Source organism: Ottowia flava (genome assembly GCF_008017535.1).
Lineage (GTDB): Bacteria > Pseudomonadota > Gammaproteobacteria > Burkholderiales > Burkholderiaceae_C > Ottowia > Ottowia flava.
Genome location: NZ_VRUA01000002.1, coordinates 134380 through 155150, shown reverse-complemented (window position 1 = coordinate 155150; position 20771 = coordinate 134380). Strand labels below are relative to the sequence as shown.

General features: G+C 67.1%; 16 protein-coding genes and 1 riboswitch. Of the genes, 10 read left to right on the top strand and 6 right to left on the bottom strand.

The window, feature by feature from the left end; all coding sequences use genetic code 11:
- Nucleotides 1-58: 58 nt before the first annotated feature.
- The 3 genes from rsmA to FVQ98_RS02865 form a co-directional block, all read right to left on the bottom strand.
- Entirely contained in the window at nt 59-829 is a 771-nt protein-coding gene (gene rsmA, locus FVQ98_RS02875) for a 16S rRNA (adenine(1518)-N(6)/adenine(1519)-N(6))-dimethyltransferase RsmA (RefSeq protein WP_147911921.1), read from the bottom strand.
- 229 nt (nt 830-1058) lie between these two features.
- The gene (locus FVQ98_RS02870; RefSeq protein ID WP_147911920.1) at nt 1059-2624 is read right to left on the bottom strand and encodes a peptidylprolyl isomerase; all 1566 of its coding nucleotides are present in this window, start codon (nt 2622-2624) and stop codon (nt 1059-1061) included.
- Nucleotides 2617-5094, bottom strand: a complete 2478-nt coding sequence (locus tag FVQ98_RS02865; RefSeq protein WP_147911919.1) for an LPS-assembly protein LptD — start codon at nt 5092-5094, stop codon at nt 2617-2619. Before FVQ98_RS02865 ends, FVQ98_RS02870 begins: the two co-directional genes overlap by 8 nt.
- On the opposite strand from FVQ98_RS02865, the gene FVQ98_RS02860 reads away from it, so the two are divergent.
- From FVQ98_RS02860 to FVQ98_RS02850, 3 genes are all read left to right on the top strand, one after another.
- Nucleotides 5093-6337: an aminoglycoside phosphotransferase family protein gene (locus FVQ98_RS02860; RefSeq protein ID WP_147911918.1), complete on the top strand. Its 1245-nt coding sequence runs from the start codon at nt 5093-5095 to the stop codon at nt 6335-6337. The two genes, FVQ98_RS02865 and FVQ98_RS02860, sit on opposite strands and share 2 nt — an antisense overlap.
- Nucleotides 6338-6566: 229 nt before the next feature.
- A complete protein-coding gene (locus tag FVQ98_RS02855) occupies nt 6567-7853 on the top strand; it encodes a solute carrier family 23 protein (protein WP_147911917.1) in 1287 nt (428 codons plus the stop codon).
- A gap of 69 nt (nt 7854-7922) precedes the next feature.
- On the top strand, nt 7923-8504 hold the full coding sequence (locus FVQ98_RS02850) for a superoxide dismutase family protein (protein WP_147911916.1): 582 nt from the start codon (nt 7923-7925) through the stop codon (nt 8502-8504).
- A gap of 133 nt (nt 8505-8637) precedes the next feature.
- Here the strand turns inward: FVQ98_RS02850 and FVQ98_RS02845 are convergent, their stop codons facing one another.
- Nucleotides 8638-9588, bottom strand: a complete 951-nt coding sequence (locus FVQ98_RS02845) for a LysR family transcriptional regulator (protein ID WP_147911915.1) — start codon at nt 9586-9588, stop codon at nt 8638-8640.
- A gap of 116 nt (nt 9589-9704) precedes the next feature.
- Between FVQ98_RS02845 and FVQ98_RS02840 the strand changes: the two genes are divergently transcribed.
- The 3 genes from FVQ98_RS02840 (at nt 9705) to FVQ98_RS02830 (ending at nt 13352) form a co-directional block, all read left to right on the top strand.
- Nucleotides 9705-11063: an omega-aminotransferase AptA gene (locus tag FVQ98_RS02840; protein WP_147911914.1), complete on the top strand. Its 1359-nt coding sequence runs from the start codon at nt 9705-9707 to the stop codon at nt 11061-11063.
- Between the two features lie 68 nt (nt 11064-11131).
- On the top strand, nt 11132-11767 hold the full coding sequence (locus tag FVQ98_RS02835) for a DJ-1/PfpI family protein (protein WP_147911913.1): 636 nt from the start codon (nt 11132-11134) through the stop codon (nt 11765-11767).
- 67 nt (nt 11768-11834) lie between these two features.
- Nucleotides 11835-13352 (top strand): CoA-acylating methylmalonate-semialdehyde dehydrogenase, encoded by a 1518-nt coding sequence (locus tag FVQ98_RS02830; RefSeq protein ID WP_147911912.1) that lies wholly within the window; start codon nt 11835-11837, stop codon nt 13350-13352.
- 67 nt (nt 13353-13419) lie between these two features.
- Here the strand turns inward: FVQ98_RS02830 and FVQ98_RS02825 are convergent, their stop codons facing one another.
- Nucleotides 13420-14742 carry a D-amino acid dehydrogenase gene (locus tag FVQ98_RS02825; RefSeq protein WP_147911911.1) on the bottom strand — a complete coding sequence of 441 codons (1323 nt, stop codon included), beginning with the start codon at nt 14740-14742 and terminating at the stop codon, nt 13420-13422.
- A gap of 145 nt (nt 14743-14887) precedes the next feature.
- Between FVQ98_RS02825 and FVQ98_RS02820 the strand changes: the two genes are divergently transcribed.
- Nucleotides 14888-15370 (top strand): winged helix-turn-helix transcriptional regulator, encoded by a 483-nt coding sequence (locus tag FVQ98_RS02820; protein WP_147911910.1) that lies wholly within the window; start codon nt 14888-14890, stop codon nt 15368-15370.
- Nucleotides 15371-15476: 106 nt separating this feature from the next.
- Here FVQ98_RS02820 and FVQ98_RS02815 read toward each other — a convergent pair whose 3' ends face one another.
- On the bottom strand, nt 15477-17108 hold the full coding sequence (locus tag FVQ98_RS02815) for a peptide chain release factor 3 (protein ID WP_147911909.1): 1632 nt from the start codon (nt 17106-17108) through the stop codon (nt 15477-15479).
- 82 nt (nt 17109-17190) lie between these two features.
- Nucleotides 17191-17273, top strand: a riboswitch (S-adenosyl-L-homocysteine riboswitch).
- A 68-nt stretch (nt 17274-17341) separates the two neighbouring features.
- Between FVQ98_RS02815 and ahcY the strand changes: the two genes are divergently transcribed.
- The 3 genes from ahcY to metF are packed head-to-tail and all read left to right on the top strand — an operon-like array spanning nt 17342 to nt 20706.
- Entirely contained in the window at nt 17342-18793 is a 1452-nt protein-coding gene (ahcY, locus tag FVQ98_RS02810; RefSeq protein ID WP_147911908.1) for an adenosylhomocysteinase, read from the top strand.
- A 48-nt stretch (nt 18794-18841) separates the two neighbouring features.
- Nucleotides 18842-19849, top strand: coding sequence for a TlyA family RNA methyltransferase (locus FVQ98_RS02805; protein WP_147911907.1), 1008 nt, complete (start codon nt 18842-18844; stop codon nt 19847-19849).
- Nucleotides 19850-19869: 20 nt separating this feature from the next.
- Nucleotides 19870-20706 (top strand): methylenetetrahydrofolate reductase [NAD(P)H], encoded by an 837-nt coding sequence (metF, locus tag FVQ98_RS02800; protein ID WP_147911906.1) that lies wholly within the window; start codon nt 19870-19872, stop codon nt 20704-20706.
- The last annotated feature ends 65 nt before the right edge of the window (nt 20707-20771 follow it).

Sequence of the window (20771 nt, the reverse complement as noted above, 5' to 3'; positions counted from 1 at the left end):
GCGGCCAGCTAGCAAAAAGATAGTATTCGGCAGTGCGCGGCAGACCCGCGCGGCGCGCTCAGGCGCCGCCCTGCAGCGCCTGCGCCAGTGAGATGTATTCGCCCACCGGCACCTCTTCGGCACGGCGCTGCACGTCAAAGTGGCCGGCAAACCCGCGCGCGTCCAGCCATTTGCCGAGCGAGTGGCGCAGCAGCTTGCGGCGCTGGCTGAAGGCGGTCTGCACGAGTTGCGAGAAGGCGTCAACGTCGAGCGCTTCGAAATGGTCGCGCGGCAGCATTCGCACCACGGCCGAATCGACCTTGGGCGGCGGATCGAACGCTTCGGGCGGCACGAACAGCACGTTCTCCATCGCGTAGCGCCACTGCAGCATGACCGACAGGCGGCTGTAGTCCGACGTCGACGGCGTGGCCACCATGCGGTCGATCACTTCCTTTTGCAGCATAAAGTGCTGGTCCTGCACCAGCCCGGCAAAGGGCAGCAGGTGGAACAGGATGGGCGTGGAGATGTTGTAGGGCAGGTTGCCGACGACTCTTAATTTCGTAGCTGGCTGCGCTGGCTGGACTTGGGCGAAATCCACTTTTAGCACGTCAGATTCGATCACGCGCAGCTGCGGGTGCGCGCGCAACCGCGCCGCCAGATCGCGGTCCAGCTCGATCACCGTCAGCGCGCCCAGGCGCTCCACCAGCGGCTGCGTCAGCGCCGCCAGACCGGGGCCGATTTCCACCATCGCGTCCCCCGGCCGCGGATCGATCGCGCGCACGATCGCGTCGATGATCGCCGGGTCAGACAGGAAGTGCTGGCCGAAACGCTTGCGCGCGATGTGTTTCATGGCGCGGGCGAGCCGGTGACGCCGCCGATCAATCCGTGTGGCTGCCAGGGGCTCGCAAAAGCCCGGCACCGTGTGGCATTCCACCGAGCCGGCGACCGCGGAGCAGGCCGCACCAGCGAACGCCGTGCGCGGACCTGCGCCGCGCACTGGCGTTGTCCCTCTGCCCGAAGCGCGCAGCGCGCAGAGAGCGGGGGGAAGCGGCGCAGCCGCTCAGGGGGGTGTTCCTGGATCACCGTGGCGGGTCGCGGTATTCCACATACGCCCGGCCGCGCACTTCACGAGCCCAGGTGTCGAACGATTCCTGCGCCTTTTTCTCGCGCAGCATGTTGCGTGCCAACTGGCGCTGCTCGTCCGACGAGAGCGTGCGCTCGGTGCGTTCGTCCACGCGGATCAGGTGCACGCCAAAGCGGGTGACGATCGGTGGGCTGATCTGCCCTGGGTCCAGGTTGTTCATCGCCTGCTCAAACTCGGGCACGAACTGGCCGGGGCTGACCCAGCCCAGATCGCCCCCTTCGGCCGCGCTTTCGTCCTGCGAGTTTTCACGCGCCACGGTTTCGAAGTCGGCCTGCTTGGCCAGGATGCGGCGGCGCATGTCGGCGGCACGGTCGCGCGCGACCCGCTCGCTCTGGTTCGCGCCCACCTTGAGCAGGATGTGATGTGCGTGCGTCTGCGGGATCCGCACTTCGGGCAGATCGTTGTTGCGCTTGCGCTCAAGCACCTTGATCACGTGAAAGCCGGCGTCCGACTTCAGCGGACCGACGATGTCGCCGATGCGCGAACGCTGCGTGGCGCGCACGAACAGCTCAGGGTACTTGTCGGCCGAGCGCAGGCCCAGCACGCCACCGTCGCGGCCGCGGTTGTTGGCGTCGGAGAACTCGGTGGCCAGCTTGGCGAAGTCCTCGCCCGCTTTGGCGCGGCGCGCCACGTCGTCGGCTCGCTGCTGCAGCTTGGTGCGCTCGGCAGCATTCGCGCCTTCGGGCACGGCCACCAGGATCATCGCCAGGTTGATGTCCTGACCTGGCGCGCGCACGCCGGTCTGCTCGCGGATGAAGGCGTCGACCTCGGAGTCGGTGACCTTGAGCTTGGGTTCGACCTCGCGCTCGCGCAGACGCGCCAGCGTGACCTGGTTGCGTATGTCGTCACGGAAATCCTTTACCGTGATGCCCATCTGCTGCTGCACCTGGCGGTGCAGTTCGTCGATGCTTTTCAGTTCATTCTGGCGGGCGATGGCCAGTTCGGCCTGCTCCAGTGCTGCGTCGTCCACCTTGATGCCGGTCTCGCGCGCGTACTGCAACTGGGCGCGCTCGGAGATCAGGCGCTCCAACACTTCCTTGCGCAAGTCGGCGGTTGGCGGCGTGGGAACGCCGCGTTCGCTCAGCTGTTGTGCGGCGCGCGCGGCACGTGCTCGGACCTCGTTGTTGGTGACGGGCTCGCTGTTGACCACGGCGACGATGTAGTCGGCTTCGCGCGGGGCGGCGCTGGTTGTGGCTGCGGCTGCTGCGGGCGTCGCCCCAGCCGCGGCAGGGCTGCTGGCGGCGGGTGCGGGCTTGGCAGGCGTTACAGCGGGCTTGCTTGTGGCGGGCTTCTTCGCGGCTTTGGCGGCTGGCTTGGCCGCCCGCTTGGGCGCGGGCTTGGCAGCGGCCTTCGGCGCCGCGCGCTGGGTCTTGCCCTTGTTGCTGCTTGCCGAGTCAGTCGACTGGGCATGCGCGGGAATCGCCAGCGCGGCACAGAGCAGCGGCAGCGTGGCCCGTGCCGCGAGGCGCTGAAGGCGGAAAGAGCGGGAGGTCTTAGTCATAGGCGGTGAACCGGCTCGGGGTGGAGGTTTCCTGGCGCAGGTACTGATAGCCCGGGATGTTGTTGCGCAGCGAGCGCAGCGGGTTGGTGCCCAGTCTGGACAGCCCGACGAATTCCAGCTGGAACATGATGCGCTTGGTGGACGAGGTGACCGAACTGGTGAGCTTCTCGAAGACGATCCGGCCAATCCAGCAGCCTGCGTCGTACTCGAGGCCGACCACGGCGTCCACCAGTTTCTTGTCGCGCAGGCTGTAGTTGAGGCGGCCAACGCCATACCAGCGCCCGTTGCAGCTGCCGCCGCCACCGGACGTGGTGGTGCCAAGTTCGCCGCGCCGGCCAACCAGATCGCCCAGCGGCCATTGCCAGCCCACGTCCACCGATTCGCTCAGCAGGTCGCGCTGGTTGCGGTAGGCCACGCTCAGGGTGCGGAACTTACCCGGCGAATAGCGGGCATGCACGGTGGTGCGCGTGCTGCGGTGCGTGTCGGGGTTGTACTGAACGACCGTGTCGAACGACCACTGGGGGTTCCAGTTGATCGAGGCGCCCAGCATCAGGTCGGACAGGCCGCGCGCATACGGTTTGCCGCCCGGCAGCACGACCTGCTGGGGCGAGAAGCGGTAGCGCTGGGCTACGCCCAGGCGGATCGCTTCGGCACCGGTTTCGGGGTCGAGCAGGCGCGTGGTCAGTCCGGCCGTGACCAGGTTGTTGTCGACCACCCGGTCATGGCCGGCGAAGGCGTTTTCCGACCAGATGGTCGCGAAGTTGAAGTCGTACGGCCCGGTGTCGTAATTCGGGATCAGATTCTGGTTGCGGTAGGGCGTGTACACGTACATCAGCCGCGGCTCCAGCGTCTGGCGGAAGGCGCGGCCGAAATAGCTTGCGTCGCGCTCGAACACCAGGCCGCCGTCCAGGCTCACCGTGGGCACGGTGCGACTGGCCGAGTTGGCGCCGCCGACCAGACCACCATCAAACTTGTAGTGTGCCGAATGGAGTTGCACCTTGGGCGTGAAGAAGCCCCAGGAACGCAGGAACGGGCGCGACAGCTGGCCCCACAGGTAGCTGCGGTCGGCGTTGGGCTGATTGGTCAGCAGGCGGTCGGCCCGAAAGCGGGTGTAGTCCGCCTCGACCGAATAGTCGAAGCCGCGGTCGTTGACCTTGGCCCAGCGGCCGGTCAGCTGCGGCAGGCGATCGTAGGGCGGGACGATGGGCGCGGTCACGTCCTGCAGCGTCTGCCACTTCAGTGCCCGCGCACTCAAGGCAAAGTCGCCCTTGGACCAGCTCAGGCTGCCGTCGTTGGCCAGCAGGCGGGTGGTCAGCGACAGGCCCTTGCGCGTGAAGTCGCGCCAGTGGTTGTTGTCGCTCACCCGGTTGAGGCTCAGGCCCAGGCCGACGCCACCGATCGGCGAGATGCCGGTGTCGTACAGCCCGTTGTGGCGCACGAAGTAACCCCAGCGGTCACGGTCGCGCAGCTTGTCGTTGGGCATGTAGTGCGCATTGACGATGCCGCTGTAGTTGTTCTCGAGGTAGCGGAACTCGCCGCCCACGTCGACGCCGCGGCGCAGCATGACATCGGGCGTGATGGTGGCGTCGCGGTTGGGCGCGATGTTCCAGTAGTAGGGCAGCGTCAGGTTCAGGCCGCTCTTGTTGTCCAGCCCCACGGTGGCGGGCAGCCAGCCGGATTTGCGCTGGTCGCTGAGCGGGAAGCTCATGGAGGGCAGCGGCAGGATGGGCTGGCCCTTGAACTCCAGCACCGCGCCTTCCGCGCGGCCGACCTGGTCTTCCTGGTCCAGCTCGAGCCGGTTGGCACGCAGGATCCAGTCGGGCATCCAGTCCGGGCCGCCGCGCCGGCAGGTGGTGTAGTCGGCCGACAGCACCGTGGCGCGGTCACGGTCGAGCAGTTCCAGCCTCTCGCCCTGACCGTGGCCACCGTTGGCCAGCAACTGGTAGGTCGGTTGCAGCACGAAGCCTTCGAACGCATCGACCTGGATTTGCCCCTCGACGCCGGTGAAGCGGTCACCGCGCGAGTTGATGCGCACATCGCCGTTGGCGGTGACCACGTCGGTGGTCTGGTCGTAGGTCAGACGGTTGCTGCGCAGCACGAAGCCGGGCTGGCGCAACTCGGCGTCGCCTTCGATCACGGTTTCCAGGTCGGGCCGGCCACTGATGTGTTCGCCATAGATGATGCTGGCCTGACCGCTGCGTTCGGGCACGGATTCGGAAAGCATCGGGCTGGCGTGCAGGGTGAGCGGCGCGTCCGACGCGGGCGTGTGAGCGGGATCGGTCGGGCTGGGTTGAGCCAGCGCCGCACTGGCCAGCAGGGCCAGCACGCCCGCGGCCACTGGCCGCAGACCGGACGGTCGGGCGAGAGGACGTGCGGGAGGGCGGTTGGAGAGAAGCGGGGGTACCTGCACTGCGGAATGTCGAAACGGGCATGCCCCGAGGGGACGCGGTTTGTAGAATCGATTATCCATGAGCGCCGCGCCCCCTCACATTCCTTCTGCTGCCGACGCTGTCACAGCCCGTGACACACCGTTGCCCCTGCCTTGGTCGGACGCCGAGCGCCATGCCGCCTTCGATGGGTGGCTCGGGGGCCTGGCCGCCGCACAGCGCTTGCGCCCGGACAGCGTGCGCATCGCCTCGGCCGACGCCAGCTTTCGCCGTTACCTGCGCGTGGACACGCTGGACGGTGGCAGCCGCATCGTCATGGATGCGCCGCCGGACAAGGAAAACAGCGCCCCCTTCGTGCGGGTGGCGGCGTTGATGCGCGATGCCGGCCTGCACGCGCCGGAGGTGCTGGCCTGGGATGAGGCCCATGGGTTCATGCTGCTGTCCGACCTGGGCTCGCGCACCATGATCGAGGACGTGAGCGCCGACGCGCCCGAGGCCGCCCGTCCGCTGTACGAAGCCGCATTGGATGTGCTGCTGCCCTGGCAACAGGCCAGCCGCCCCGGCGTGCTGCCGCCGTACGACGAAGCCCTGTTGCGGCGCGAGCTGGCACTGTTCCCGGACTGGTACCTGAGCCAGCACCGTGGTGTGGCCGTCGAGGGCGCCCTGCGCGAGACGCTGGACAAGACTTTTGAGCTGATCGTCGCGCGCAACCTGGCGGCGCCCAGCGTGTACGTGCACCGCGACTTCATGCCGAGGAATCTGATGGTGCCCCCACGCTACGCGGCTTCGCCTGCTGCGCTGCCCCCCGAGGGGGCTCTCGCCGCCTTCGGGCGGCCGGGCGGCGGCGAGACGGTGCCCCCAAACGCTGGGGGTGTGCCGGCAGGGGCCGCCGCTGAGGGTGTCGCGTTAGGCGTGCTGGATTTCCAGGACGCCGTCTACGGCCCGCTGACCTACGACATCGCCAGCCTCATGCGCGACGCCTTCCTCACCTGGGACGAGGAATTCGTGATCGACATCACCGTGCGCTACTGGGAGCGCGCGCGCAAGGCCGGCTTGATGGATTTCGAGGACTGGCACAGCGACTTCGGCAGCTTCTGGCGCGCCGTGGAGTGGATGGGGCTGCAGCGCCACCTGAAAGTGGCCGGCATCTTTGCCCGCCTGACGCTGCGCGACGGCAAGCCCAAATACCTGGCCGACGCGCCGCGCTTCGTCGCCTACATCCGCCACACGGCCGGGCGCTACCGCGAGTTGACGCCGTTGCTGCGCCTGATCGACCAGGTCGAGGGGACGCAGGCGGCCAGCGGCTGGGCCTTCGGCCGGGTGTGATCGCGCGGTCGGGTGTGCGTTGGCATGCTCTGCCATTGAGGATGAAATAGGCATCCGGCCCTACATAAGTCTGCGCTAAAAGCTATCGATATGATAGCAGATAACACGCAGTGACGGGTCGACCAGGACGCCGCGCTGCTGGCCCATCGGCTGAAAAAACCCCCGCCAAGGCGGCCCGCCTGCTCTACCATTGCCGCCCATCGACAAAGCCAATGAGCGAGGTGGGAAGATGAGTCTGTTTCAGTGGAAGGAGCGTCCGACCGCGGCGCTGGCAAACGGCGGCGTCATCGGGCCGGACGAGCGGCTGCCCTGGCCGCAGACCTTTGCGATGGGCGTGCAGCACGTCATCGCCATGTTCGGCGCCACGGTGCTGGCGCCGATCCTGATGGGGTTTGACCCCAACCTCGCCATCTTCATGAGCGGCATCGGCACGCTCATCTTCTACTTCATCACAGGCGGCAAGGTGCCCAGCTACCTGGGCTCGTCCTTCGCCTTCATCGGCGTGGTGATCGCCGCCACTGCGTACGCGGGCAAAGGGCCCAACGCCAACATCGCGGTGGCGCTGGGCGCCATCATCGCCTGCGGGGCGCTGTACGCGCTGATCGGCGCCATCGTGCAGGCCGTGGGCACGGGCTGGATCGAAAAGATGATGCCGCCCGTCGTCACCGGCGCCGTGGTCGCGGTGATCGGCCTCAACCTGGCCGGCATCCCCATCAAGAACATGGCGGCCAGCAACTTCGACAGCTGGATGCAACTGGTCACCTTCATCTGCGTGGCGCTGGTGGCGGTGTTCACCAAGGGCATGGTGCAGCGCCTGCTGATCCTGGTCGGCCTCGGTCTGGCCACCGTGATCTACCTGGTGCTGACCAACGGCATGGGCCTGGGCAAACCGATGGACTTTTCGGGCATCGCCGCAGCGCCCTGGATCGGCTTGCCCAAGTTCACCGCGCCGGTGTTCGACGGCAACGCCATGCTGCTGATCGCGCCGGTGGCGCTGATCCTGGTGGCGGAAAACCTGGGCCACCTGAAAGCCGTCACGGCCATGACCGGCCGCAACCTCGACCCCTACATCGGGCGCGCCTTCATCGGCGACGGCGTGGCCACCATGGTCAGCGGCGCCGCCGGCGGCACCGGCCAGACGACGTACGCCGAAAACATCGGCGTGATGGCCGCCACGCGCATCTATTCCACCGCCGTGTTCGTGGTGGCCGCGCTGATGGCGCTGGTGCTGGGCTTCTCGCCCAAGTTCGGCGCGCTGATCCAGGCCATTCCGCTGCCGGTGATGGGCGGCGTGTCGATAGTTGTGTTCGGCCTGATCACCATGGCCGGCGCCAAGATCTGGGTTGACAACAAGGTCGATTTCACCAACCCGGTGAACCTGCTGGTGGCCGCCATCACGCTGGTGCTGGGCACGGGCGATTTCACGCTGAAATTCGGCAGCTTCACCCTGGGCGGCATCGGCACCGCCACGTTTGGCGCGGTTCTCCTACACGCGCTGCTGCGCCGCCGTGCCTAGGATGCGGGGTTCAGGCCGGGCCACCGCGCCCGGCCGCTGCGCACAGCCTTTCTTTTCTGGAGGAAACCCATGAACCCCACCACCTTGCGCCGCCTGACTGGCGTGTCCCTGGTTGCCGCCGCGACCGCGCTGGCGGCCTGCGCGTCCAAGCCCGCGGGCGACGGCGGCAACAACCCGCGCACCGTGGCGTCGGTGCAGCTCAGTTCCGCCTCGGGCGGCGAGCCACAGCCCAACCCGCAGTCGCCGGTGCAGGGCACGCTCAACTTCTCGGAAGTGCGTGGCATCGTCAGCGTCAACGGCACCATCACCGGCCTCAAGCCCAACGCGCCGCACGCCTTCCACGTGCATGAAAAGGGCGACTGCTCCAAGCCCGACTTCACCAGCGCCGGCAGCCACTACAACCCGACCAATCAGCCGCACGGCGCCTGGGACGGCGCCAAGCACCACGTGGGCGACATGCCGCAACTGATGGCCGACGCCAGCGGCACCGCCAAGGTGTCGTTCAACAGCGAATCGCTGAAGCTGCGCGGGCCCGACAGCATCATCGGCAAGGCCGTCATCGTGCACCGCGACCCGGACGACGTGAACGCGCAGCCGGTGGGCAACGCCGGCCCGCGCCTGGCCTGTGGCGTGATCAAGGCCGGCAGCTGAGGCGCCGGGCGCATCAAAAAAAAGGGCCTCCCAGGATGCCCTTTTTGCTACCTTGTTGATAGCTGGCTGCGCAGGTGCATGTAGGCGTGGCGGCACATTTTCTTCAAGCAGGGCCGTCAGCCAGCGCGGCTTCTCACGTCGCGCCGTGAGCCGCCAGCAAGGCCGCATGAAACGCCAATGCCGCGCGCGACGGCTGCGGTGAGCGGCGCAGCACGCTGACGAATTCGCAGCGGTAGTGCAGCAACGCCGGGCGCACCGCGCGCATCTGCCCATGCTGCACGAAGCTGTCGGCGTAGTGGTCGGGCAGAAATCCGATGAACTGGCCCGACAGGATCAGCGTGGCAATCGCCTCCTGCTCGAAACCGGTGGCCTTGCGCGTCAGCCGTTCGGCGTGCGCCAACTCCATGTTGGGCGAGTGGTAACCCAGACCGGCGAAGTCGCCGCGGCGGCGCAACTGTGCCCAGTCCAGCGCATCGTCGCCCGCCGCGAACAGCGGGTGCGTCTGGCCGCAGTACAGGTACATGGTTTCGTCGAACAGGCGGTCGTAGCGCAGCGTGGCCGAGGCGCGGTGTTCGGGAATCACGCCCACGGCGAAGCTGCCGTCCATCACCCCGCGCTCGATCGCCTGGATGCTGCTCACGTGCAGATTCAGCCGCACATCGGGCGCGGCCTGGGCAAAGCGCGCGATGGCCTGGTGGATCTGCGCGTGCGGGTTGCTGGCGGTCTTGTCGAACACGGCCACGGCCAGTTGGCCGCCCATGCGCTGGTGGATGTCGTCCACGCCCGCACGAAAGCCGTCCACGGCGGCCAGCAGGCGCAGCGTTTCGTCGTACACGCGCTGGCCTTCGGCGGTGACGGCGAAGCCCGCGCGGCCGCGTCGGCAGAGCGTCAGACCCAGGCGCGTCTCCAGGTCCTTGACGTGGCGGCTGACGGTGCTGGTGCCGATGTTCAGCTCCAGCTCGGCCGCCGACAGGCCGCCGCATTCGACCACCGCCTTGAACACCTGCAGCAGGCGCAGGTCCATGTCGCTGACCTGGCCGAGCACGGCGCGGGCGCGCGGCGCGGCCGCTTTGGATACTTTCATGAATTGCTAACCAAACTTGGATATCTGCGTATTTAACCCAATAAATACCCGGCCCACAATCCGCCCCATGGGCTGCGCGCGTGCGTGGCCTTCAAGCGTGACCCAAGGAGACCCCCATGAGCGTGACCACCGCCCCCCAAACCGCTGAAAGCACCACCCGCCACGACGCCGCCTGGCTCGACGCGCACTGGATGCCGTTCACCGCCAACCGCCAGTTCAAGCGCGACCCGCGCATCATCACGGACGCGCAAGGCAGCTACTACGTGGACAGCACGGGCCGCAAGGTATTCGACGGCCTGTCCGGCCTGTGGTGCACCGGCCTGGGCCATGGCCGCCGCGAGATCGCCGAAGCCGTGGGCAAGCAGGCCGCCAAGCTCGACTATTCGCCCGGCTTCCAGTTCGGCCACCCGCTGTCGTTCGAGCTGGCCAACCGCATCAAGGGCCTCACGCCCGCCGGTCTGGACTATGTGTTCTTCACCGCCAGCGGCTCCGAAGCCGCCGACACCGCGCTGAAAATGGCGCGCGCCTACTGGCGCCTGAAAGGGCAGGGCGGCAAGCAGTTGCTGGTGGGCCGCGAGAAGGGTTACCACGGCGTCAACTTCGGCGGCATCTCGGTCGGCGGCATGGTCGGCAACCGCAAGTTGTACGGCCAGGGCGTTGCGGCCGATCACCTGCCGCACACGCAGCCCGCCCTGGGCAGCTTCGTCAAGGGCCAGCCGACCGAAGGCGGCCGTGCGCTGGCCGACAAGCTGCTGGACGTGATCGCCCTGCACGACGCGAGCAACATCGCCGCCGTCATCGTCGAGCCCTTCAGCGGCTCGGGCGGCGTGGTGGTGCCCCCGGTGGGCTACCTCGAGCGCCTCCGCGAGATCTGCACGCAGCACGATATCCTGTTGATCTTTGACGAGGTCATCACCGGCTTTGGCCGCTGCGGCACGATGATGGGCGCCGACTTCTTCGGCGTGGTGCCCGACATCATGACCTTCGCCAAGCAGGTCACCAACGGCGTGCAGCCGCTGGGCGGCGTGGTGGCCAGCAAGGGCATCTACGACACCTTCATGGCCGCTGGCGGCCCGGACTACATGCTGGAGTTCGCTCACGGCTACACCTACAGCGCGCACCCGGTCGCCTGCGCCGCCGCGCTGGCTGCGCTGGATTTGCTGGAAGCCGAAGACGGCCCGGCGCGCGTCAAGGCCCTGGCGCCGCACTTTGAAGCGGCCGTGCACAGCCTGAAGGGTGCCAAGCACGTGCTCGACATCCGCAACATCGGCCTGGCGGCTGGCCTGACGATCGCACCGGCGCCGGGCGAGCCCGCCAAGCGCCCGTACGAGATCGCCATGCACTGCTGGAAGGCTGGCTTCTATGTGCGCTACGGCGGAGACACGATTCAGCTGGCGCCGCCCTTCATCAGCGAGAAGGCCGAGATCGACCGCCTGATCGGCGCGTTGGGCGACGCGCTGGAGGCGACGGCCTAAAGCTCTTGTTTTGATAGCTGCCAGCGCTGGTCCATCCAGCGCTGGAGCCGGATTTTGTTCAAAACACCATGCACATCGTCATCCTCACCTTCGACGGCTTCAACGAGCTGGACTCGCTCATCGCCTACGGCATGCTGGGCCGCATCGCGCTGCGCGGCGACGCCAACTGGCGCGTGTCCATCGCCAGCCCGGCGCCGCGCGTGGCGTCGATGAACGGGCTGACGATCGAGGCGCAGGTCGACCTGACCGAAGCCAACGAAGCCGACGCCGTGCTGATCGGCAGCGGCATGAAAACGCGCGAGGTCGCGGCCAACCCGACGATCATGGGCCAGCTGCGGCTGGACCCGGCCGCGCAGCTCATCGGCGCGCAGTGCTCTGGCACCTTCCTGATGGCCAAGCTCGGCCTGCTGGGCCAGCAACCGGCCACCACCGACCTGACCAGCCACCCCTGGGTGGCCGACGCGGGCGTGCGTTTGCTGGGCGCGCCCCTGGTCGCGCGCGGCAACCTGGCGACGGCCGGGGGCTGCCTGTCGGCGCAGTACCTGTCGGCGTGGTTCATCGCCCGCCTGAAGGGCGTGGACGCGGCGCGCGAGGTGCTGCACTACTTCGCGCCGGTGGGCGAGAAGGACGAGTACGTGAGCCGCGCGATGGGCCATCTGAACGAAGCGCTGGCCACGTCGCCTGTGGCGGCGTCGGCCGCGTAACTCGTTTTTTCATAGCTGGCCGCGCCCATGGGGTGCGGGCGGCAGCCATTTTTTATTGAGGATCGACATGAACAACGACAAATCCGTGACCCAAACCATCGGCCACCTGATCGATGGGCAGCGCGTCAACGACACGGCGCGCACCCAGCCGGTGTTCAACCCCGCCACCGGCCAGGTCAGCGGCCATGTGGCCCTGGCCAGCCAGGCGACGGTGGAGCAGGCAACTGCCAGCGCCGAGAAGGCCTTCCCCGAGTGGCGCAACACGCCGCCGCTGAAACGCGCGCGCGTCATGAGCAAGCTCAAGGTGCTGCTGGAAGAGCACGCCGACGAGATCGCCGCGCTGATCACCGCCGAACACGGCAAGGTGCTGAACGACGCGCACGGCGAGCTGCAGCGCGGCATCGAGAACGTGGAATACGCCAGCTACGCGCCCGAGCTGCTCAAGGGTGAGCACAGCCGCAACGTGGGCCCCAACATCGACAGCTGGGCCGAGCACCAGGCGCTGGGCGTCACGGCGGGCATCACGCCCTTCAACTTCCCGGCCATGGTGCCGCTGTGGATGTGGCCGATGGCCGTGGCCTGCGGCAACACCTTCGTGCTCAAGCCGTCTGAACGCGACCCGTCCAGCGCGCTGTTCATCGCCGAATTGGCGGTGAAGGCCGGCTTGCCGCCGGGCGTGCTGAACGTGGTCAACGGCGACAAGGAAGCCGTCGACACGCTGCTGCGCGACGCGCGCGTCAAGGCGGTGAGCTTTGTCGGCTCCACGCCGATCGCCGAGTACATCTACAGCGAAGGCAGCAAGCATGGCAAGCGCGTGCAGGCCCTGGGCGGCGCCAAGAACCACGCCGTGGTGATGCCCGACGCCGACATCGCCAACGCCGTCAACGCCATGATGGGCGCGGCCTACGGCAGCTGCGGCGAGCGCTGCATGGCCGTGCCACTAGTCGTGGCCGTGGGCGACGAAGTGGCCGAGCAGATGATCGCCGGCCTGTCGGCCGAGATCGCCAAGATGAAGGTCGGCCCCGGCACCGACAACGGCAACGACATGGGCCCTCTGGTGACCAAGGCGCACTTCGACAAGGTGAAGGGCTACGTCGACCAGGGCGTGAAGGAAGGCGCCAAGCTGCTGGTGGACGGCCGCGGGCTGAAGGTCGAAGGCCACGCCGACGGCTACTTCCTCGGCCCCTGCCTGTTCGACCAGGTCAAGCCCGGCATGGTGATCTACCAGGAAGAAATCTTCGGCCCGGTGCTGGGCATCGTGCGCGTCAAGACGCTGCAGGAAGCCATGCAACTGATCAACGACCACGAATACGGCAACGGCACCTGCATCTTCACCCGCGACGGCGAGGCCGCGCGCTACTTCACCGACCACATCCAGGTCGGCATGGTCGGCGTGAACGTGCCGCTGCCCGTGCCCGTGGCTTACCACTCGTTCGGCGGCTGGAAGCGCAGCCTGTTCGGCGACCTGCACGCCTACGGCCCCGACGCCGTGCGTTTCTACACCAAGCGCAAGACCATCACGCAGCGCTGGCCCAGCGCAGGTGTGCGCGAAGGCTCAGTGTTCAGCTTTCCGTCGAGCCGCTAAGAGGTATTTCTCCTCCACAAAGACAAAAGGCCCCGCAAGGGGCCTTTGTCGTTGGCGTGCCAGTCATTCAGGCATGAATCGGGCTCTGGCGCCCGTCATTCGGGCGCGACCAGCTATCGTTGGTATAGCGATCCAGTCCCAGCCCTTCGGTGCGGATGTCCGGCGTGCGGCCCAGCGTCAGGTCGGCGACGAGCTTGCCGCTGCCGCAGGCCATGGTCCAGCCCAGGGTGCCGTGGCCGGTGTTGACCAGCAGGTTGTCCCAGCCCGGCGCGCGGCCCAGCACGGGCGTGCCGTCGGGCGTCATGGGGCGCAGGCCGGTCCAGAAGCTGGCGTCGGGCAAATCGCCGGCACCGGCGAACAGACCGTGCGTGACCATTTCCAGGGTTTCACGGCGGCGCGGGTTCAGGCGCAGGTCGTGCCCGGCCAGTTCGGCCATACCGCCGACACGGATGTGCTCGCCCAGGCGCGTGACGGCGACCTTGTACGTCTCGTCCATCACCGTCGAAACTGGCGCGAGCGTCTCGTGGACGATCGGCACCGTGAGCGAATACCCTTTGACCGGATACACCGGCAGATTCAGTCCCAGCGTGGTCAGCAGCTGGCGCGAGGCGCAGCCCAGCGCGACCACGACGCGGTCGGCCTCCAGCGTTTCGCCATCGGCGGCACCGGGTTGACCGAGTTGCACACCGGTCACGTGGCGGCCCTGGGTGATCAGGCGCTGCACCGCCGTGCCGAAGCGGAATTCGACGCCGGCAGCGCGCGCCAGCGCGGCCAGCTGTTTGGTGAACTGGTGGCAATCGCCAGTCTCGTCGCCCGGCAGGTGCAGACCGCCGACCAGACCTTGCGCGTGGGCCAGAGCGGGTTCGATGTCGGGGAGCTCGTCGGCGCGCAGTTCGCGAAACGGCACTTCGCACTCGCGCAGCACGGCGATGTCGTTCTGTGCGGCAGCCAGTTGTTTGGCGGTGCGAAATACCTGAAGGGTGCCAAGCGTGCGTTGGTCGTACTCGATGCCCGTATCGGCACGCAGCTGGCGCAGGCAGTCGCGGCTGTATTCGGCGACGCGCGTCATGCGCTCCTTGTTGACGGCGTAGCGCGTGCTGGTGCAGTTTTTCAGCATCTGCGTCATCCACTGCAGCTGGAACAGGCTGCCGTCGGCGCGGATGGCCAGCGGCGCGTGGCGCTGCAGCATCCATTTCAGCGCCTTGACCGGGATGCCCGGCGCGGCCCAGGGTGTGGAATAGCCGGGCGACACCTGGCCCGCGTTGGCGAAGCTGGTTTCCAGCGCCGGGCCTTCCTGGCGCTCGATCACGGTCACCTGAGCGCCGCCGCGCGCCAGGTAGTACGCGGTGGTGACACCGACCACGCCGCCGCCCAGAACAATGACTTTCATGACCGTCTCCACCCAAGGCACTGCACCACTTGCAGTGAAGATAAGACTGTATGAAGATGACGCCAGTAAAAATCACTGAAATATGAAATGATTAAAGTGATTATTGCTTCGCCTTTCGCTGCTAGATACCCCTGCACAGCAAACCATGCCACCCAGCGCGCTTGACCGCACCGATCGCCGCATCCTCGATACCCTGCAGCGCGACGGTCGGCTGCCCATGACCGAGCTGGCGCAGCAGGTGGGTCTGTCCACCTCGCCCGTCACCGAGCGCGTGCGCCGGCTGGAGCGCGAAGGCGTCATCACCGGCTACCACGCCCGGATCGACCCGGCCAAGCTGGGGCGGCCGCTGCTGGTGTTTGTCGAGCTGACGCTGTCGTCCAAGTCGGGCGAGCTGTTCGAGAAGCTGCGCAATGAGCTCATGCACGAACCCCGCGTGCTGGAGTGCCACTTGGTGTCCGGCCGCTTCGACTACCTGATCAAGATGCGCCTGTCGGCGATGAGCGAATACCGCGAGCTGCTCGCCCAGCTCCTGCAGAAAATCCCCGTGCCGGCGCAGAGCAACAGCTACGTGGTGATGGAGGAGATCAAGGAGGGCCTCACGCTGCCCGTCGACGCGCGGGCCACATGACGCGGTGGTTGTGAGGCAAATAAGCCTCTAGCCAGCTTCAGATAAGCGCAAGCAGCTATCAAATCAGGACCACGCGCCAGACAAAATGCCGGCTGCGCGGCCGCGGTCAGCTGTTCTGCAGGCTCAGGCCCGCGTGCTCGCGCAGCGGGTGGAAGTGGATCTTGGGAAAGCGCTCCTGCGCCAGGCGCACGTCGTACGGGCTGGTGCACAGGAAGGCCAGGGTGTCGGCCGCGTCGTGCGCCAGCCGCAGCGGGTAGGCGTTTTCAAACTCGCGCAACTCGGCCGGCGTGTCGGCCGTGATCCAGCGCGCGCCGGTGTACTGGCAGCCTTCCAGGCGGATCTCGCAGTCGTATTCGGTCTTCAGGCGGTGCTGCACCACTTCGAACTGCAGCTGACCCACGGCGCCCAGCAGCATGTTGCCGCCAGCGTCGGGCTTGAAGACCTGGATCGCGCCTTCTTCACCCAACTGCATCAGGCCCTGCTGCAGCTGCTTGGTGCGCAGCGGGTTCTTCAGCACCACCGTCATGAACATTTCGGGCGCGAAGAAGGGCAGGCCGGTGAACTGCAGCGCAGGGCCGTCGGTGATCGAGTCGCCCAACTGCACGCCGCCGTGGATGGTGAAGCCGATGATGTCGCCCGCGTACGCCTCGTCCACCGCTTCGCGCCGCTGCGACATGAAGGTGACGACGCTGGTCGGGCGCAGTTCCTTGGCGGTGCGCTGCACCTTCATCTTCATGCCGGGCGTGTACTTGCCGCTGGCCACGCGCACGAAGGCGATGCGGTCGCGGTGGTTGGCGTCCATGTTAGCCTGCACCTTGAACACCACGCCGGCAAAGCCGCTGTCGTCAGGGTGAATGGTTTTTTCTTCGCGCTGGCGGTTGACCTCGGTGTAGGCGATGCGCGCACCCGGCGGCGGCGACATGTCGACCACCGCGTCCAGCACCTCCATCACCCCGAAGTTGTTCACGCCCGAGCCGAAGAACACCGGCGTCAGCTTGCCCGCCAGAAACGCTTCGTGGTCCCATTCGGCCGAGGCGCCCACGGCCAGCTCCATGCTCTCCAGCGCGTCGTCAAAGGCTTGGCCGAAACGGGCGCGCAGCTTGTCGCCTTCGCTGAGAGGGATCACTTCGAAGTCCTGCGGGCGTTTTTCGCTTCCGGCGGCGAACACCGTCATGCTTTTCGTGCGCAGGTTGATGATGCCGCCGAAGCTCTTGCCCTGGCCGACCGGCCAGGTGATCGGGCAGCAGGGCATGCCCAGCTCGCGTTCCACCTCGTCCATGATGTCCAGCGGGTCGCGCACCTCGCGGTCCATCTTGTTGACGAAGGTGATGATGGGCGTGTCGCGCTGGCGGCAGACCTCGATCAGCCGGCGCGTCTGCGCCTCCACCCCGTTGGCGGCATCGATCACCATCAGCGCCGAGTCCACGGCCGTGAGCACGCGGTAAGTGTCTTCCGAGAAGTCCTTATGGCCGGGCGTGTCCAGCAGGTTGATGACGTGGTCGCGGTAGCTCATCTGCATCACCGACGACGCGACCGAGATGCCGCGCTGCTTCTCGATCTCCATCCAGTCGGAGGTGGCGTGGCGGCTGGCCTTGCGGCCCTTGACAGCGCCGGCGATCTGGATCGCACCCGAGAACAGCAGCAGCTTTTCCGTCAGCGTCGTTTTGCCGGCGTCGGGGTGGGAAATGATGGCAAAGGTGCGGCGGCGGCGGACTTCAGAGACGTAGGGCGATGACACGGGGCAGACTCCAGGCAGCCCGCGATTTTCGCAGACCTGGGCGTTTGCTGCGCCGCAGCAGGGCACTCGGTATAATTTCGCCCTATCCGAGGAGCGTTGCAGCGTCTGCCAACTGGCCGGGCGTGAGGCTCGGACACCTGACAACGGCAACGACGCTCACCCACTGATCGTGCAGGGTGAGTGCTTCCTTCCATCAGTGGTTTTTTGAAATGCCTGTGCATTGGAGCCACCTGATGAAATCCCCTGTGAAGAACCCCGCGGCCGATTCGGCCATTGCCGACATCAGCCTGGCCGGCTGGGGCCGCAAGGAAATCGCGGTCGCCGAGACCGAGATGCCCGGCCTGATGGCCATCCGTGACGAATTCGCGAAGAAGCAGCCGCTCAAGGGCGCGCGCATCACGGGTTCGCTGCACATGACGATCCAGACCGCGGTGCTGATCGAGACGCTGCAGGCGCTGGGCGCCGAAGTGCGATGGGCGTCGTGCAACATCTTCTCGACGCAGGACCACGCCGCCGCGGCCATCGCGGCCACGGGCACGCCGGTGTTCGCGATCAAGGGCGAGTCGCTGGAGGACTACTGGGACTACACGCACCGGATCTTTGAGTTCAGCGGCAAGAAGGGCACGCCCCAGGAAGGCCCGAACATGATCCTGGACGATGGCGGCGACGCCACGCTGCTGATGCACCTGGGTGCCGCGGCCGAGAAGGACATCAAGGTGCTGGGCCGCGCCAAGAGCGAGGAAGAAAAGATCATCCACGCCGCCATCAAGGCCAAGCTCAAGGAAGACCCGACCTGGTACAGCCGCCGCCTGAAGCACATCGTCGGCGTGACGGAAGAAACCACCACGGGCGTGCACCGCCTGAACGAGATGTCGGCCAAGGGCACGCTGAAGGTGCGCGCCATCAACGTGAACGATTCGGTCACCAAGAGCAAGTTCGACAACCTGTACGGCTGCCGCGAATCGCTGGTGGACGGCATCAAGCGCGCCACCGACGTGATGATCGCCGGCAAGGTCGCCGTGGTGGCCGGCTACGGCGACGTGGGCAAGGGCTCGGCCCAGGCGCTGCGCGCGCTGTCGGCGCAGGTGTGGGTGACCGAGATCGACCCCATCAACGCGCTGCAGGCCGCGATGGAAGGCTACCGTGTGGTGACGATGGAGTACGCCGCGCCACTAGCCGACATCTTCGTGACCACCACCGGCAACAAGGACGTGATCCGCTACGAGCACATGGCGGCCATGAAGGACCAGGCCATCGTCTGCAACATCGGTCACTTCGACAACGAGATCGACGTTGCCTCGCTCGAAAAGAACTGCAAGTGGGAAGAGATCAAGCCGCAGGTGGACCATGTGATCTTCCCCAAGGAAGGCAAGAAGCCCGCCAAGCGCATCATCCTGTTGGCCAAGGGCCGCTTGGTGAACCTGGGTTGCGGCACGGGCCACCCGAGCTATGTGATGTCGTCGTCGTTCGCCAACCAGACCATCGCGCAGATCGAGCTGTTCACCAAGCCCAAGGAATACCAGGTGGGCAAGGTCTACGTGCTGCCCAAGCACCTGGACGAGAAGGTCGCCCGCCTGCAGCTGTCCAAGCTGGGCGCGCAACTGACCAAGCTGACCAAGGACCAGGCGGCGTACATCGGCGTGTCCGTGGATGGGCCGTACAAGCCCGATACGTATCGGTATTGACACCCCCTGAGCCGCCTGATGGCGGCTTCAAAAAAAAGGACGGGCGCGATGCGCGCAGATGTTTTCCTGGTCGAAGGCGGGCATGCCGCCACCCGTTCGCAGGCGCAGCGGCTGATCGCGGCGGGCGTGCAATGGCGTTTGGCGCCGACCTTGCCGTGGCATGCGGTCGCCAAGAACGGTGACGACATCCCGGCCGGGGCCGAGGTGCAGTTGCTGGACGCGGCCGAAGCCAAGTACCTGTCGCGCGGCGGGCTGAAGCTGGAAGGCGCGCTGGCCGCCAGCGGCATCGCCGTGGTGGGGCAGCACTGCCTGGACGTGGGCCAGAGCACCGGCGGCTTCACCGATTGCCTGCTGCAGCAGGGCGCCGCGCAGGTCGTGGGTGTGGACGTGGGTCAAGCGCAACTGCACGAACGCCTGCGCGCCGACCCGCGCGTGATCGCGGTGGAGGGCTTGAACGCGCGCCACCTGACCCCGGACACGTTGCACGACGCGGTCGAAGAAGCGCTGAGCGAGCGCGCCGAGGCCGAGCCCGACGACAACCACACGCAGCCCGATGCGCCGTACGCCTGGATGCGCAACGGCGGCCTGATCGACGACGACTACGACGACAGCGACGACGCCCAGGAACACGAGATCGAAGCCTTCAAGGCCGAGCGGGCGGCCAAGGTGAAGGCGCGCGCCGCGGGCGAGCTGCCCACCGTGCGCCGCCGCCGGCGCGAGCACAAGCACACCGTCATCCCCGCGCAATTTGATCTTATCGTCGGCGATCTGTCGTTTATTTCGCTCACGCTGGTGCTGCCCGCGCTGGTGCCGCTGCTGTCGCCGCAGGGCGACCTGCTGTTGCTGGTCAAACCGCAGTTCGAGCTGCAGCCCGGCCAGATCGGTAAGGGCGGCGTGGTGCGCGACAGCGCGCTGTACGCCGTGGTCGAGCAGCGCCTGCGCCAGGCCTGTGTCGACGCCGGTCTGCACACCGTGGCCTGGTTGCCCAGTCCGATCGAGGGCGGTGACGGCAACCGCGAATTCTTCATCCACGCCCGCCACGCGGCGGCCGTTTGACCCGAAACGTGATCCGCAGCATGACCACCTCTTCATCGCTCAGCCTCGAATTCTTTCCGCCCAAAACGCCTGAAGGCGCCGAGAAGCTGCGCGCCGTGCGCAGCAAGCTGTACGCGCTGGCGCCCGAGTTCTGCTCGGTCACCTTTGGCGCTGGCGGCTCCACGCAGGAAGGCACGCTGGACACGGTGCGCGAGATCCTGGCCGAAGGCCATGCCGGCGTGCCGCACCTGTCGTGCATCGGCCAGACGCACGACAGCATCCGCCAGCGCCTGGCCAGGTACCGCGAGGCCGGCGTGCGCCGCATCGTGGCGCTGCGCGGCGATTTGCCCAGCGGCTACGGCCTGGGCGGCGAATTCCGCTACGCCAGCGACCTGGTCGCCTTCATCCGCGCGGAAACGGGCGACCACTTCCAGTTGGCCGTGGCCGCCTACCCGGAAATGCACCCGCAGGCGCGCTCGCCGCAGACCGACCTGGACGCCTTCATCGCCAAGGTGCAGGCGGGCGCTGACGTCGGCATCACGCAGTATTTCTTCAACGCCGACGGCTACTTCCGCCTGGTGGACGAGCTGCGCCGCCGCGGCATCGACACGCCGGTCGTGCCCGGCATCATGCCGATCACCAATTCCACGCAGCTGCTGCGCTTTTCCGACGCCTGCGGCGCCGAAGTGCCGCGCTGGATCCGCCAGCGCCTGGAAAGCTTTGGCGACGACAGCGCCGCCATCAAGGACTTTGGTGCCGACGTGGTCACCGCCCTGTGCCAGCGCCTGCAGGCCGGCGGCGCGCCCAGCCTGCACTTCTACACGCTGAACCAGTCGGTCGGCACGCTGGAAGTGCTGCGGCGCCTGGGCGTGGCCTGAGGCGGTCACGCCGTCCGCCTGCTTCTGAAAACATAGCTGCCTGCGCAGGTGGTTGTAAGGCGTAA

Bases quoted from the DNA above. Each gene is read 5' to 3' on its own strand.
- rsmA (WP_147911921.1), bottom strand. From the start codon at position 829: ATGAAACACATCGCGCGCAAGCGTTTCGGCCAGCACTTCCTGTCTGAC.
- FVQ98_RS02870 (WP_147911920.1), bottom strand. From the start codon at position 2,624: ATGACTAAGACCTCCCGCTCTTTCCGCCTTCAGCGCCTCGCGGCACGG.
- FVQ98_RS02860 (WP_147911918.1), top strand. From the start codon at position 5,093: ATGAGCGCCGCGCCCCCTCACATTCCTTCTGCTGCCGACGCTGTCACA.
- FVQ98_RS02865 (WP_147911919.1), bottom strand. From the start codon at position 5,094: ATGGATAATCGATTCTACAAACCGCGTCCCCTCGGGGCATGCCCGTTT.
- FVQ98_RS02855 (WP_147911917.1), top strand. From the start codon at position 6,567: ATGAGTCTGTTTCAGTGGAAGGAGCGTCCGACCGCGGCGCTGGCAAAC.
- FVQ98_RS02850 (WP_147911916.1), top strand. From the start codon at position 7,923: ATGAACCCCACCACCTTGCGCCGCCTGACTGGCGTGTCCCTGGTTGCC.
- FVQ98_RS02845 (WP_147911915.1), bottom strand. From the start codon at position 9,588: ATGAAAGTATCCAAAGCGGCCGCGCCGCGCGCCCGCGCCGTGCTCGGC.
- FVQ98_RS02840 (WP_147911914.1), top strand. From the start codon at position 9,705: ATGAGCGTGACCACCGCCCCCCAAACCGCTGAAAGCACCACCCGCCAC.
- FVQ98_RS02835 (WP_147911913.1), top strand. From the start codon at position 11,132: ATGCACATCGTCATCCTCACCTTCGACGGCTTCAACGAGCTGGACTCG.
- FVQ98_RS02830 (WP_147911912.1), top strand. From the start codon at position 11,835: ATGAACAACGACAAATCCGTGACCCAAACCATCGGCCACCTGATCGAT.
- FVQ98_RS02825 (WP_147911911.1), bottom strand. From the start codon at position 14,742: ATGAAAGTCATTGTTCTGGGCGGCGGCGTGGTCGGTGTCACCACCGCG.
- FVQ98_RS02820 (WP_147911910.1), top strand. From the start codon at position 14,888: ATGCCACCCAGCGCGCTTGACCGCACCGATCGCCGCATCCTCGATACC.
- ahcY (WP_147911908.1), top strand. From the start codon at position 17,342: ATGAAATCCCCTGTGAAGAACCCCGCGGCCGATTCGGCCATTGCCGAC.
- FVQ98_RS02805 (WP_147911907.1), top strand. From the start codon at position 18,842: ATGCGCGCAGATGTTTTCCTGGTCGAAGGCGGGCATGCCGCCACCCGT.
- metF (WP_147911906.1), top strand. From the start codon at position 19,870: ATGACCACCTCTTCATCGCTCAGCCTCGAATTCTTTCCGCCCAAAACG.